General features: G+C 71.9%; 12 protein-coding genes. 3 read left to right on the plus strand and 9 right to left on the minus strand.

All coding sequences use genetic code 11. The features are described 5' to 3' along the window. Window positions 1-59: 59 nt before the first annotated feature. Window positions 60-2,102, minus strand: a complete 2,043-nt coding sequence (locus ACZOOI_RS39065; RefSeq protein WP_465281558.1) for a S9 family peptidase — start codon at window positions 2,100-2,102, stop codon at window positions 60-62. Window positions 2,103-2,255: 153 nt separating this feature from the next. Between ACZOOI_RS39065 and ACZOOI_RS39070 the strand changes: the two genes are divergently transcribed. After that, complete coding sequence (locus ACZOOI_RS39070; RefSeq protein ID WP_465281559.1) at window positions 2,256-2,837, plus strand: dihydrofolate reductase family protein; 582 nt, start codon at window positions 2,256-2,258, stop codon at window positions 2,835-2,837. A gap of 151 nt (window positions 2,838-2,988) precedes the next feature. Here the strand turns inward: ACZOOI_RS39070 and ACZOOI_RS39075 are convergent, their stop codons facing one another. The 4 genes from ACZOOI_RS39075 to ACZOOI_RS39090 form a co-directional block, all read right to left on the minus strand. Next, the gene (locus ACZOOI_RS39075) at window positions 2,989-3,228 is read right to left on the minus strand and encodes a hypothetical protein (protein WP_465281560.1); all 240 of its coding nucleotides are present in this window, start codon (window positions 3,226-3,228) and stop codon (window positions 2,989-2,991) included. A gap of 109 nt (window positions 3,229-3,337) precedes the next feature. Further along, the gene (locus ACZOOI_RS39080) at window positions 3,338-4,096 is read right to left on the minus strand and encodes a class I SAM-dependent methyltransferase (RefSeq protein ID WP_465281561.1); all 759 of its coding nucleotides are present in this window, start codon (window positions 4,094-4,096) and stop codon (window positions 3,338-3,340) included. 211 nt (window positions 4,097-4,307) lie between these two features. Further along, on the minus strand, window positions 4,308-5,012 hold the full coding sequence (locus ACZOOI_RS39085; RefSeq protein WP_465281562.1) for a hypothetical protein: 705 nt from the start codon (window positions 5,010-5,012) through the stop codon (window positions 4,308-4,310). 169 nt (window positions 5,013-5,181) lie between these two features. Next, window positions 5,182-7,161, minus strand: a complete 1,980-nt coding sequence (locus tag ACZOOI_RS39090; protein WP_465281563.1) for an ABC1 kinase family protein — start codon at window positions 7,159-7,161, stop codon at window positions 5,182-5,184. A 198-nt stretch (window positions 7,162-7,359) separates the two neighbouring features. On the opposite strand from ACZOOI_RS39090, the gene ACZOOI_RS39095 reads away from it, so the two are divergent. Then, window positions 7,360-7,755 (plus strand): hypothetical protein, encoded by a 396-nt coding sequence (locus ACZOOI_RS39095; RefSeq protein WP_465281564.1) that lies wholly within the window; start codon window positions 7,360-7,362, stop codon window positions 7,753-7,755. A gap of 139 nt (window positions 7,756-7,894) precedes the next feature. Here the strand turns inward: ACZOOI_RS39095 and ACZOOI_RS39100 are convergent, their stop codons facing one another. From ACZOOI_RS39100 to ACZOOI_RS39115, 4 genes are all read right to left on the minus strand, one after another. Further along, window positions 7,895-8,104 (minus strand): cold-shock protein, encoded by a 210-nt coding sequence (locus ACZOOI_RS39100; protein ID WP_465281565.1) that lies wholly within the window; start codon window positions 8,102-8,104, stop codon window positions 7,895-7,897. 505 nt (window positions 8,105-8,609) lie between these two features. Then, window positions 8,610-9,716, minus strand: a complete 1,107-nt coding sequence (locus tag ACZOOI_RS39105; RefSeq protein ID WP_391585877.1) for a nitric oxide synthase oxygenase — start codon at window positions 9,714-9,716, stop codon at window positions 8,610-8,612. Window positions 9,717-9,931: 215 nt separating this feature from the next. Next, the gene (locus tag ACZOOI_RS39110; RefSeq protein WP_465281566.1) at window positions 9,932-11,104 is read right to left on the minus strand and encodes a globin domain-containing protein; all 1,173 of its coding nucleotides are present in this window, start codon (window positions 11,102-11,104) and stop codon (window positions 9,932-9,934) included. A gap of 570 nt (window positions 11,105-11,674) precedes the next feature. Then, entirely contained in the window at window positions 11,675-12,202 is a 528-nt protein-coding gene (locus ACZOOI_RS39115) for a gamma carbonic anhydrase family protein (RefSeq protein ID WP_465281567.1), read from the minus strand. 255 nt (window positions 12,203-12,457) lie between these two features. Here ACZOOI_RS39115 and ACZOOI_RS39120 point away from each other — a divergent pair, with 255 nt between their 5' ends. Further along, window positions 12,458-12,844 (plus strand): MmcQ/YjbR family DNA-binding protein, encoded by a 387-nt coding sequence (locus tag ACZOOI_RS39120; protein ID WP_465284139.1) that lies wholly within the window; start codon window positions 12,458-12,460, stop codon window positions 12,842-12,844. The last annotated feature ends 1,096 nt before the right edge of the window (window positions 12,845-13,940 follow it).

Below are 13,940 nucleotides of genomic sequence, written 5' to 3' on the forward strand. Positions count from 1 at the left end.
GGCCGACCACCGACCACCGACCACCGACCGCCGACCGCCGGTCCCCGCCCCGCCCCCGCTCAGCCCGCCGGGATGCCCAAGTGCCGTCGCAGAAAGTCGAGTTGATGCAGCAGTAGCTTCTCGAACAGGTTTTCGTCCGAGGGCGCGTGTCCGGTGTCCGGCAGCAACAGCACCTCGTGCGGCCGTCCGGCGGCGAGCAGTTCGGCGGACAGTCGCAGGGTGTTCGCCGGGAACACGTTGTCGTCGGCCAGGCCGTGCATCAGCAACAACGGTCGGCTCAGCTGCGCCGCCTCAGACAACGGCGAGCAGGCGGCGTAGCGTTCGGGATATTCGTCGGGTCGGCCGAGGAATCGTTCACGCCAGTGCGTGTCGTACAGCCGCTGGTCGCTGACGCCGGCCCCGGCGATCGCCGCGTGGAACACGTCGGGGCGGCGCAACACCGCGGTCAGTGCCAGCGTCGCGCCGAACGACCAACCTCGGACGGCGACTTTGGTCGCATCCAACTCCGTTCGGGTGCGCATGACTTCGGTCAACGCGGCCACCTGGTCGGCGAGTACCGGTCCGAGGATGTCGCCGGCCACCTCGCGCTCCCACGCGGGACCGCGGCCGGGGGTGCCGCGGCCGTCGGTGATCAGCACCGCGAAACCCTGCTCGGCGAACCACTGCGACACGAAGGCCATCGGGCCCTGCTGGGCGGTGACCCGCTGGAGGGCCGGGCCCCCGTACGGATCGACCAGCACTGGCAGCGGCGGCGCACCCCGGCGGTACCACGAGGGCAGCAGCAACTGGCTGTGCAGGTTGCGCTCGGTCGTGGTGAACCGGGTGGCGTACAACCGCAGGACCGGGTCGTGTGCCGACGAGTGCACGGGGACGGCGGGCGCACCCGGGCGCAGGGCCGCGGTACGGGCCCCGGGTCGGTCGGGGGTGCGCGCGGTGTGGATCAGGGTCCCGGCGCGGCGGACGGCGCTGTGTACGCCGGGTTCGGTGTCCAGGCGGCGCGGCTCGGTGCCCGGTCGCCAGGTCCAGAGTTGTGCCTCGGTCGGTTCGGCGGAGGCGCCGAACAGCACGTCGTCGCCGTCCACCCCGAACACCTCGCGGACGTGCAGCCCCGGCGGGGTGATCGGGACGCCGTCCAGGGTGAGCCGTCGGGTGCCGTCCGCGTCGCTGTGCGCGACGAGTGCGCCGGATCCGGTACGTACCGGCGTACCGGGCAACAGGTGTACCCAGTGCGGGTCGTGCTGCTCGGCGAGCGGCCGGGTGCGGCCGGTCGTCGGATCCACGGCCAGGGTGCGGACGGTGCGCTGGTCGCGGCTCTGCACCGCCGCGAACGGGCCGTGGGAATCCCAGTCGGCAGCGGTGAGGTACTCGAACTCCCGGTCGTCCCAGTCCACTTGCGTGTGATCTCCGGCGAGCGTGACGACCCGCAGGGTGACCCGGGCGTTGGCGCCGCCGGCCACGGGATAGCGCACCGTTCGCGGCGGCGAGGCCGGACGGGTCGGGTCCGACACGTGCCGGATCGGCACTTCGTTCTCGTCCACCCGGGCCACCAGCAGCCGGGCGCCGTCCGGGGCCCACCAGTAGCCGCGCGATCGGCCGATCGACGCGGTCGCCGCGTACTCGGCGACACCGAACCGCACATGGGCGCCGTCGGGTTCGGCGAGCGCCCGGTCGTTCGACCCGGCGACGTCGATCACGCGCAACGCGCCGTCGGCGAGGTAGCCGATCCGCCGGCCGGTCGGGTCCGGCCGGGGGTCGAGCACCGGGCCCTGGACGGGCAGCCGTCGGGTCCGGCCGGAAGCGACCTCGACCACCCACAGGCTGCCCGGCAGCGCGAACGCGGCGATGCTGGCCGCGTCGTCGACGGCGTAGCCGGTGATCCCGGACGCTCCGGCCGGCCCGCGCAGCGCGGTCGGATCCACGAGCAGCCGCTCCGTCGCCGAGTCCAGGTCCAGGTGCCACAGACAACCGACCGGGTCGTCACCGGATCGACTGCGCAGGAACAACACCGAGGTGCCGTCCGGGGACACGGTGAAGGCCGTGGGGACACCGGCGGTGAAACGCCGGGTCCGCACGAACTGGCGGGGCAACTCGATCGTCGACATGCGGCTCAGGCTGAACCCGGCCGCCCAGTCCCTCCACTTTTTCGCGCAGCAGCGAAACCTCGGCGCCGGCTCGATGCCGGCCGATTGATTTCTTCCGAGAGCGACAGCTCACGGCACGCTAATTTGGGGCACCCCAAGGCAGAGGAGAGCCCCGTGGGCAAGGTGGTCATGTACGGCTCGGTGTCGGTGGACGGCTTCATCGCGGACGAGAACGACCAGCCCGGACCGCTGTTCGACTGGTTGTCCGGCGGTGACGTCCCGTTGGACGAGAGCGGCGAGTTGAGGGTGTCGCAGACGTCCTACGACTACATCCGGCCGTACTGGGACCGGATCGGGACGACGGTCGTCGGCCGTCACGTCTTCGACATGACGGACGGCTGGGACGGGAAGCCTCCGGGCGGGATCGACCACGTGGTCGTCGTGACGCACCGGCCGGAGCCCGAGGGCTGGGACCCCGAGGCGCCGTTTCACTTCGTCGACGGCGTCGAGGCAGCCGTGGCCAAGGCGCAGGAGCTTGCGGGTGACCGCATGGTCGAGGTCGCCGCCGGCGACGTCGGTGGCCGGGTGCTTGCCGCGGGCCTGATCGACGAGGTGCGCATGGACGTCGTACCCGTCGTGTTCGGGTCCGGCAAGCGCTACTTCGGGTCGGTCCACGCGCAGCACCTGTTGGAGGATCCCGACGTGGTGATTCAGGGCAACCGGGTGCTTCACCTGCGCTATCGGGTGCGCCGTTGACCGATCCGAGCGGGTACGCGAAGAAGTCCACTGCGAACGACACTCGGTGACACAAGATCGGGCCTCCGGCTGCGTCTGCGCATCGCTGTCCCTGGTCGGGCAGCCGACGCCGATCCGCCCCGGCACCCACCCCCGGAGCCCCCGCGCGGCGTCAGCTCGTGAGGCCGCCCATCAGCGAGGTCACCGCGGTGTTGAGAGTGTCGGCGGCCTCGGCGCCGGTGTCGGTGCCCGTGCCGGCGGCGGTGCCTGCGCCGCCGGCGACCGGAGCCGTCCCGTCCGACGTAGTGAGTGTGATGTCCTGGCCGGGGCCGGCGTGGGCGACGGGTACGGCCAGCGCCGCGGCCCCCGCGGTCAGCAGGACGGTGGCGAGAATGCGTCGAGTGTGCGTCATGCCATCCTCAACGGCGAGACCACCTCCTGGGCACGCCCTGTCACCCGCCCGGACCCGCCCACGCCCGGCCCGACGCACGGATCCGGACCCGCCCGGCCCGCTCGCCCGCTCAGCCGGCCTTCCGCGCCTCGATCAAGAATCGGGTCGAGTGTGCGACGAACGGGCCCTCCCGTTGGATGAGTTCGTGCAGCTCGCGGAGCCGGTCCCGGTAGGCCGCCACGGTGAAGCCGGGCACCATCCAGATCACCTTGCGCAGGAAGTAGACGACCGCACCGATGTCGAAGAATTCCATCCGCAACCGTTCCAGGCGCAGATCCACGATCTCCAGCCCCGCCGCCCGCGCGTCGGCGCTCTCGATGTCGGGCCGGCGGCCCTCGCGCGCCTCGGGTTGCGGCCCGAGGAAGTACTCGACCAGCTCGAACACCGACGCCGGACCCACGTGTTGCGCGAAGTACGTGCCGCCGGGGCGGAGTACGCGGGCGATCTCGGCCCACCACACCGTCGCCGGATGCCGGCTGGTGACCAGGTCGAACGCGGCGTCGGCGAACGGCAGCGGCGGCTCGTCCGGATCCGCGACCACGACCGCGCCGAGCGGGTGCAGCAGTCGGGTCGCCTTGGCCACGTTCGGCGGCCACGACTCGGTGGCGACCATCGTGGCCGGCAGCTTCGGCGCGCCCGCCAGTACTTCGCCGCCGCCGGTCTGGATGTCCAGCGCGGCCGACACACCGGCCAGCCGCTCACCCATCAGGCGCTGATAGCCCCACGAGGGGCGTGCTTCGGTGGCCCGCCCGGCCAGCCAGGAGAAGTCCCAGCCGTCCACGGAGGCCGACTCGGCCTCGGCCAACAGATCTTCGAACGTGCGCGACATAAGCGAATCATTACCGCGAACCGGCGGGTCCGCCAAACAGGTTTCACCCGCCTTCCGAACCATCGGACGGGCCATGACCTGGGCAAATGCGTGGGGCGTGGGCGGATCGCGCCGCCGGCCGGGAAGCGCCAACCCGCCCGCCCCGTGCGCCGTCGGCACGGCGGTGCCGATCGGGTGGAACGCCCCGCCGGGCCGACCGCCGCGCCGTGCTCTAGCCGACGAACTCCCGGTCCCCGTAGTGGACCGTGGCCTTGGACCAGTCGCCGCCCAGCGTGCCGACGAAGCGCTGGACCAGGGCCGCGTCCGCACGGTCGGCGACCAGTATCAGCTTGCCGCCGCGCACGGTGACCGAGCCACCGAACAGATGTTCGCGCGCCTCGGCATCGGCGACCAGACCGTCGTGCAGGCGCTGTACGTCCACGCCCGGCACCTCGACCTCGATCGCATCCGCCCGCGGCGAGTCGCTGCGCAGGTATTCGAAGGTCAGCACCGACTCCTGGGCGAAGCGCTTGCGCAGCACGTCCGCGACGTGGTTGAGCCCGGCGGCGTCGATGTCGTCGACGTCGAATTCGCGCGAGCGTTCATAGGTGGTGTTCTGTAGCTCGCCGGACCAGAACACGCCGTCCAGCAGCGAGGACTTCTCCGGATCGGCGCCGTGTGCGCGGATGATCGCGCGCACTTCGCAGGCGAAGCCGTTCAGCCGGGTGTTCAGTCGCGGGTCGTCGGGATCGCTGATCACCGCGGTGTTGTTCGTGACGAAGATCTCCGCCTCCGGCAGGTGCCGGCGGGTGTGTCCGGGCGACGCGTCGGCCGCGCACGCCGGGTTGTGCGGACCGGCGGCGACCGCGGTCTGGGCGCCGCCGGCGCCGATGGTGATGCCGAAGGCGAGGACGAGGGCGGCAGGCCAACGCTTCATCGAGTTCCCCCTGGGAGTGATGGTGGTACCGAACGACTATGGTGCCGAATCACCTCGGTGCCGACGACGGCGGTACGTCGGCGCCCCGCCGGGCCGCCCGGCTTCGGGTCCGGGCGTCGGCGCGTTCGGCCCGGCCTCGGGTCCGGGCGTCGGCGTTTTCCGCCCCGCCTCATGTCCGGGCGTCGGCGCGTTCCGCTCGGAAGATGGTGAACAACACCCGCAGAACCAGGACGCAACTGACCACCAGCAGGTTGTAGCCGATCACCTGATACAGCCCCACGCTGTCGCTCACCTGCGGCCCGCCCTCGGTGTCGAGCAGCAGCACGGCCATGATCCCGGCGGTCGCGCCGAGCACCGTCAGCAGCGTGCGGTTCAGCATGGACGTGAGCACGCGGCGGTCGCGTTCGTCGGCCAGGAGTCGCACGTTGACCCCGAGTCGGCCCTCCTCCAGCGCCCCGGTCACCCGTTCGAAGCGACGCGGCAGTCGACGCAACACCGGTAGGAGGTGCAGGAGTTCGCTGGTGGCCGCGTCCCGCAGACCGGTCGGCTCCAACGTTTCCGTGACGTGCTTGGTCGCATAGCCGCGCGCCTCGGCGAAGATGTCGAAGCCCGGCTCGATGCCGGTGAGCGTGCCCTCGACCGTGGCGAGCGCCCGGAAGACGGCCGCGATCTCCGGCGCGACCGTCAGCTCGAACGCGGACACCAGCCGGAACAGGTCGGTGAACATGGCCAGATCCGGCGCCAGTCCCGCACTGAGATGGCGGGCCATGAACTGGCCGAGCGCACGCTGAAGCCGCTGTTCGTCCAGTTCCGCCGGCCGGGTCACCACCTGGAGCAGCGCGTCCGACATCGCGGCCGGATCGGCCTGCCCGAGCGCGAGCAGCAACTCCTGGAGTCCGGACCGCAACTGCGCGTCGATCCGGCCCACCGAGCCGAAGTCGAGCAGGGCCAACCGACCGTCGCCGAGCAGCATGATGTTGCCCGGGTGCGGGTCGGCGTGGAAGATCCCGTCGAACATGATCTGCCGCAGCAGCTCGCCCAGCAGGATGCGCGCCAACTCGCTCCGATCGACCCCGCGTTCGTCCAGGGTCGCCGCGGCGGTGCCCAGCGGTATGCCGTCCAGCCAGTCGAGCACCAGCACCCGTGCGGTGCTCAGCTCGGGATGCAGGCGCGGCAGGACCAGGCTCGCATGCCGCCGCCCGACCCCGGCGGCGGTCACCGCGCTGGTATTGCGCGCCTCGATCCGGAAGTCCAGCTCCTCGCGCAGCGCCACCGCGAAGCCGTCGGCGAGCTCGACCAGACCCAGTGCGTGCCCCCACGTGGTGCGCCGGTCCAGACTCGCCGCGAGCCGCGCCAGGATGTCCAGGTCCCGCTCGACGATCGGGCCGATCCCCGGACGTTGCACCTTGACCACCACCTCGCCGCCGGAGCGCAGCCGGGCCCGATGGACCTGCGCGATGGATGCGGCCGCGAGCGGCTCCGGGTCGAATTCGGCGAACACCTCGGTCACCGGTGCGCCCAACTCGGCGGTGAGGACCCGTTCCACCTCCGCCCACGGTGCGGGTGCGACCCGATGCTGGAGCAGCGCCAGCGCGTCCACGAACTCGACCGGCAGCAGGTCGCGGCGGGTGGACAGGACCTGCCCGAGCTTGACGAACGTCACCCCGCCGTCCTGGAGCGCCTCCTGCAACGACCGGGCCAGACCGGCCCGCCGACTCGTGCGATCGGCCCGACGGCCGCGCAGATACGGCCCGAGTCCGTGTCGGGCGGCGATCCGGCTGATCTGCGAATAGCGGCGCCCGCGGGCCAGGCGCCGGCGCAGCCCGCGGGCGAACTCGACCGTGCCCGGCCACGATCCGCTCGGCACGAGTGCCTCGATCACCACGATGAAGGTCATCGCGGCGAGCAGTGCCACACCGAGCGTGACGGTCATGAAGACGCCGGGATTGTGCCGCTGGATGCTCCCGCCGAGCGCCCAGGACACCACGAGTCCGAGCAACCCCGCGGCGAGCGTGCGCCGCGTGCCCACCGGCAACCCGAGCAACCGACGTGCACCCCAGGCCAGTCCGAGGGTGAGCAACAGCGCGGTGAGCGCGGTGGCCACCCACAACACACCCGCGTTCACCGGGGGCTCGGCCGTACTCAGCACGGACTCCACCCCCGGCACGAGCCGAGCGCGACCTGCGCGCCGCGGGACCGCGACATTGCTTGCGACATGCCGATGAGACCTTCCCCGAGTGATCGCACACACGTGCGCAGGAGAACCTATCGTCCGGACCGGAAGCCGCGGCGAATCCGAGTAGGGGTACTCAGGACGCCCGATCCGGGAGGGCCCAGGATGGTGACCGTGATCAACATCCGGTCGTACCCGCCGGTGCCCCGGGCGACCTCGCCCCTCCCGACCCGGCCGTGGCACGTCCCGCCGCCGGCGCCGGTGCGTCCGCACGGTGCGTGGTACGTGGCGCCCGCCGGCTCGGCCGTCCTGGCCGTGTCGTGCGCGGTGGTCGCCGGCGTGGTGTGGGCCGGCGTGCGAGCGGGCAAGTCGCTGCACGACACGACCACATACGGCGACGGCTCGGCGGTCCCGCCGTCCGCGTGGAACGACCACCAGGGCACGGTCGACCTGTGGCTGCTCGCCGCCGCGATCACCGCCGTCCTCGCCGTCGCCGGCTTCGTCGGCCTGGCCATCGTCCGCGGCCGATGCCGCCGCGAGCAGGCCCGACGGGCGGGCCTGCCGGGCTGATCGGACAGCGCGCCGCCCGGCCCGCGACCGGCCCGCGGCCCCGCCGCCGCGCGGCCGCCCGGGACATGCACCGGGGCACCGCCGGGACGTCGGTCCCGGCGGTGCCCCGGTCGTCATGCGGCGGTCGGGTTGCTACGCGTCAGTCCTTGCGGACGGAGACGTTCTCCGCCTGCGGGCCCTTGGGGCCCTGGACGACATCGAACTCGACCTGGTCGTTCTCCTCCAGCTGCCGGAAGCCCGCGCTCTGGATGGCCGAGAAGTGCACGAACACGTCCGGGCCGCCGTCGTCCTGCTCGATGAAGCCGAAGCCCTTGTCCGCGTTGAACCACTTCACCTTGCCTGTAGCCATCGATCCATTCCTTCACCTGATGCCACGACGTGTCGTGAAGGACGCGCCGACCGGAGCCTTGTCGCGACTGCGGCCCCCGAGATTTCCCGCCCCGCCGGCGGCGAAACACCCCGTGCCGGCGGCGGGGGAGGCGTTCGTGGTCCGTGTCGCCGTGCCTGCGGGCCGACCGGGTCCGGGCCGGTTCGAGTGCACCGCAACCGCCGTGGCGACGGCGTTGCACCGCAACCGCCGCGACGCGGGCCCGGGCCGGGGCCGGTACGGCGGCCGGGCCCACGCCGAGTGCGGGCTTCGAACCGTCGCGCGGCGCTGGTCCGTGTGGGTGCGCGGGCACCGGCCGGGTCACGTCGATGACCAGGTCGGTGCCGGGACGCCGGCGGGTGTCGCGCCAACGCGGCACCGCGCCCGGCCGATGGCGCGCCACCGACCGCTTCCACGAGGCGCCGGCCGGCAGACCCGGGAGGCCGGTGGGCACGTCCGGGCTCGTTCGCCCGGTTGCCGGGCGCGTTCAGGGGCGCCGGCCCGCCGAGCGCCGGCCGGCGGCCTCGTCGAGCAGGTAGGCCGGGCTCTCCGTACTTTCGTCGTGGTCGTCGTAGTAGCGGTGGTAGACCGGGGTCAGGCCGCCGGAGACCGGTGGCACGATCCAGCTCCAGTCCGCCGGACACGTGCGGCCCGCCTCCGCCTCGCGTTCGACGTGCCGGAGGAAGCGGTCGGATTCGGTGTGGTGGTCGGTGATGGTCGCACCGGCCGCGTCGAACGAGTGCAGTACGGCGCGGTTGAGTTCGATCAAGGCCCGGTCCCGCCACAGGGTGCGTTCGCTGGAGGTGTCCATGCCGAACAGGGCGGCGATCGCCGGGAGCATGTCGTAGCGGTCCGCGTCGACCAGGTTGCGGGCGCCGATCTCGGTGCCCATGTACCAGCCGTTGAACGGCGCCGCGCTGTAGGAGACGCCGCCGATCTCCAGGCGCATGTTGGAGATCGCCGGGATCGCGTGCCAGCGCAGGCCCAGGGTGGCGAAGCCGGGGTGTTCGGGGTGGGTGAGCGCGATTTCGCGGATCGCGTCCGGCGGCAGTGCGTACGCGCGGAGTCGGCCGTCCGCGCCCTCGATGATCAGCGGCAACGGGTCGAAGTCGGTGCCCGCGCCGCGCCAGCCGAGTTCGCCCGCGAGTTCGGTGATGCCCAGGTTGCGGCCGTCGCCCACGAGCGCGCCGTCGGCCCGGCGGTAGCCGGCGTAGCGGATCAACTGCTCGTTCCAGATCCGTACCCTCGGCCCGGTGGGGGCGTCGGGCGCGAATACGGTGATCGTCGGCCGGATCCGGCCGCCGCGCCAGGTCTCGCGCAGGTGTCCGGCGCACTGGGCGGCCACTTCCTCGGGGCGGCTCACATGCCGGCGGTCCCGGACGACCAGGCTGTTCCAGTACAACCGGCCGATGCAGCGGGCCGAGTTGCGCCAGGCTGCCCGGGCGCCCCAGACGAGTTCGGCCGAGGTGTGGATGTAGGTGCCGGTCTCGCGGATCTGCTCGACGATCTCACGCCGGCGAGTGTCCCGATCCTCCGGCGACCTGGTCTCTTGATGGAATCGATCGAGGAACGCGAGGGCCCGGGCGGGGTCCACGGCGCCCTCGGGAGTGACATCGGGCAGGGCGGACGGGGGCTGCTGGGCGGGGATTTGTGGGTGGTGTGGCACGGGACACGACGGCTGGTCGCCGCGGATCCGGGTGATGCTGTGCTCGGTCAACGCTCTCCTGGGAACCGGCTCGGCGCTGCGACCGGGGTCGCGGGAGCCTGTTTCGGGTCTGGTGGGGGTACGAGCCGGCAGCGGCTCGCGGGTCAGCTCGGCGCATCCGCGGGCACCGGGGCGGACGGTTGGGCCGCGTCGTCGGCGGAATACGCGCCGACGACCGGATCGTGGTGGATCTGTCGCTTGCTCAGGCCGAGTCGGCGCAGCACCCGGGCGCTGTCCAGCACCATCGCGGGTGGTCCGCTCAGGTAAGCGTCGCAGTCGTAGCGCGGCCCGTACTCCCGGACCACGTCCGAGACCCCTCCGCTGATCCCGGCCAGGGTCAGGTCGTCCAGTGCCGGTCGCACGCGCAACCAGGACACCCGCTGGGACAGCCGCAGCAGATCCTCCAGGCCGTACAGCCCGCTGTGCGCGCTCGCGCCGTAGAACAGGTCGACGAATCGATCGGTGCCGTAGTAGGCCAGTTCCTCGACCATCGCCTTCAGCGGCGCCAGTCCGGTACCGCCCGCCACGCACAACACCGGATTGGGCGCCATGTGGTCCACGACCATCTCGCCCATGGCGGCGCCCAGTTTGACGCGATCGCCCGGTTTGGCCTTGTGGACCAGGGCGTTGCTGACCCAGCCCGCGGGCACCGAACGCACGTGGAAGGTGAGCAGGCCGTTCGGGTCGGGCGCGTTGGCGATCGAGTACGCCCGCCATACGCGCGGCCACCACGGGGTTTCCAGGAAGGTGTATTGGCCCGCCCGGTAGGGGAACGGGATGTCCGGGCGCACCGTGACCACGGCGATGTCGTCGGCGGGCTTCTCGTGCGAGACGATTTCCGCGGTCCAGTGTGGGGGGTTGGTCAGGGCGTCCTCTTCGGCCGCGCCGATCATGATACCCGCGGCGGCGCCGTACGCGCGTGCCCAGGCGTCCTGTACCGCGTCGTTCCAGGTGTCGCCGCTGAATCGGGCGAGAGCGGCGACCAGGCATTCGCCGACCAGGTCGTAGTGCTCGGCGATGACATCGAACTTGCGATGGTCTCGGCCGAGTTGGCCGAGGAATCCGGTCAGTGCCGGCGCGTTGTCCAGGTCGCCGACGATGCGGATCAGCGCGTTCAGCAGACGGTCGCGCTGGACGTCCATCGCCGGGGGGAACAGGTCGCGCAGGTCGGGACGGCGCAGGAACAGGAGTGCGTAGAAGTGGGACGTGACATCCGCGGCCTGGGGGGCGATGACCGCGAGATTCTGTCGGATGATTTCTGCGTCTTGAGATTCCAAAATCGGCCCATCGGTAGCCCTTCCGCATGAGGGTTGTCCGGCCGGCTCCGTCGAGAGTCCTTCGCGGAACACCGGCGGCCGGAACACGATCATGGGGTTGTCGTACCGGCGTCAAGTCGAAGGCCCGGTTCCGGTTATGGATCGACAGAAGTCCCCTTTGCGGCTGTTGGTGGCATTCATCCAGACACTCTCCGCAGCCATACGCTCACGTATGGCTCTGAAATTGCCTGGTGGGAGGGCGAATTCAAGCCGATGCGGGGCACGCTCGACGGCCCCGACGGATGGCCCGACGGGGCCGGCGCGCGGCCGGGGAGGCTGCTCGGCCGCGGCCCCGAGGCACGAGGTGCCGGCCGGCACAGTGCCCGGCCGGAGGCGACGACGGGGACGGCTGCCCGGGACCCCGATTTCCATCGACGGGCCGAGTGCCGCCGGCCGGAGCACCCTTGCGCACCGGCCGGCGTTGGGGTTGGATGCGGTGGTTCTCGGTCCGCGGTCCGCGGTCCTGGGTCCTCGGGTTTCGATACCGCTCTGCCGGCTCGACGCCGGCGGTCGGATCGAGCCGCCCCGAGATCAGTCGAAGGTGATCTCGTCGTGGGCCCGAGCCAGGAATTGGTAGCCGGCGCCGTTGGCCTTGATGACGGCGCGCTCGTCCTCGCCGAGTTCGCGCTTGATCCGGCCCGGTACGCCGGCGACCAGGACGCCGGGCGGTACGCGCATGCCCTGGGGCACCACGGCACCGGCGGCGATCAGGGCGCCCGCACCGATGTGGGCGCCGTTGAGGACCGTGGAGTTCATGCCGACCAGGACGTCGTCCTCGATCGTGCAGCCGTGCAGCACCGCGTTGTGGCCGACGGACACACGCGCGCCGATCACGGTCGGGAAGTCCGGGTCGCTGTGCACGGTGCAGTTGTCCTGGATGTTGGTGTCCGGGCCCACCGCGATCGATTCGGCGTCGCCGCGCAGCACCGCGCCGTACCAGATGCTCGCGCCGGCGGCGAGGGTGACGGCGCCGACGACCGTCGCGTTCGCGGCGACGAAGGCGGCGGGGTCGATCTGCGGCTCGTGCCCGCCCACGGCGGCGATCAGCGGGTTCGTCATGGTCCTCCTCGTCGGTGGGTGGACCTTGGCAGGTCCGTCGCGACCGCACTCTAGGGCCTGCGACTCGGGCGTCGGGCCGCCGAGAGGGGGTGGGACGGGGGCTGTCGGGGCCGGGGCCGGGTGGGGTGTTTCGATGCCGGGGTCCGGGGCGGGTCGGCGCCTGGTTGTTGTGTGCCGGGAGTACCGCCCAGTTCGGGTGGGCCGTTGTGGTGTGGGCATACTGGCGTGATGGTCGATGCGCAGGGGTTGGCGGGGATGGCGGCCGAGCGGCTTCGGGCCATGTGTCTGGAGTTCAACGGAGCCGTGGAGGAGTTTCCGTTCGGGCGGAATCCGGACCTGTCGACGTTCAAGGTGGGCGGGAAGATCTTCGCGTTCTCGACGCTGACCGACCCGCCGCCGTTGCGGGTGAGCCTGAAGTGCGACCCGGAACTCGCGATCCGGCTGCGCGCCGAACACCCGGCGATCGCTCCCGGCTACCACCTGAGCAAGCGGCACTGGAACACCGTGACCCTGGACGGCTCGCTGCCGGAGACGATGGTGCGGGACCTGATCGAGGACTCCTACGACCTGGTCGTCGCTCAACTGCCGAAGCTGCAACGGCTGAAGCTGGACTGGCCGGGACAACAGCCGGAACAGGCATAGCCGCCCCGGCCGGCCGGGGTCGATCGGGCCAACGCGGCCGATCGCCGGGTGGATTCGGCCGGTCCGGGCCGGCAGGACACCCGGAACCGACGGCCATGCCGCCCGACGACCGGCTCCGTCACGCTCCGCCGCCAGTGCAACCGCCGGCGTGCTTGGGCATGATCGCCCACCCGGGCTCGGCCATGTCGCGCAGATCACCGCGGCGGTCGAACACGTGGGCTTCGACGCGATGTTGATCCGGTCGGCGCAGGGCGGGTTCCGACCCGTGGATTGTCTGCTCGGTGCCGATCGAGCGAATCGGCACGCCACGCCGACGAGTTCATCCGGTCCGGTCGGCCGTCGCTCGGAGGGGGCGTACCGGGTCGGCGCACGCGTCTCGCCGGCTCGGCCCGGCACGTTCCCGGCCGCGCGTTCCGTCCGACGAGCCGGGCGGACACGCCGGTCGAACTCGCGCCGGGCGCGGCGCAGGGCCGCCCGGCCGCCCGCGCCCGCTCGGCCGGGCGGCCGACCGACCGACGCCGCCCGTGACCCGGCCCGTCACGGCACCGGATTCGCCTTGCCCGATCGGCCTCCGCGCGTCCGTGACCGCCGGTGCGGCCCTGGGCCGGCCGATCGGCCCGGACACGACCATTCGGGTGATCACGAACCGCTCGTCGATCCGGTCCGCACGTTGTCGCCGCCGTCGATTCCGTCCGAGCCTGCCGATGACCCCGTTCGGCATCGACAAGAGCTCACGCTGCGCTACCGGACCGGCGCAACAGTCCGAGGAGGACGGTCGGCGGGGCGGCTTCCGAGCCCCGATCCGCCCGGCTGGGCCGCGGAATCGGACCGGGCCTGCTCGATGCGTCCTATCCGGCCACGGAATCCGTACCCAGAGGCCGTACGCGCCTTGTCCCGGCGCGGGTTTCCGTCCTCGACCGCGCCGGCGCACCGGATGGGGAGCCGAATTGCGCCGGTGAGCCCGTCTCCCTGCGAACCACCGCGAATCACCGCTGACCACTGCGGATCCCGGATCCGCCGGGTGCCGGTGTCACACGCCCACGTCCGCCGTCGAGTCCGGCGTCGGGTGCTGCGGATGTGCTTCGGGGCGTTGCGG

The organism is Embleya sp. L77 (genome assembly GCF_055557415.1).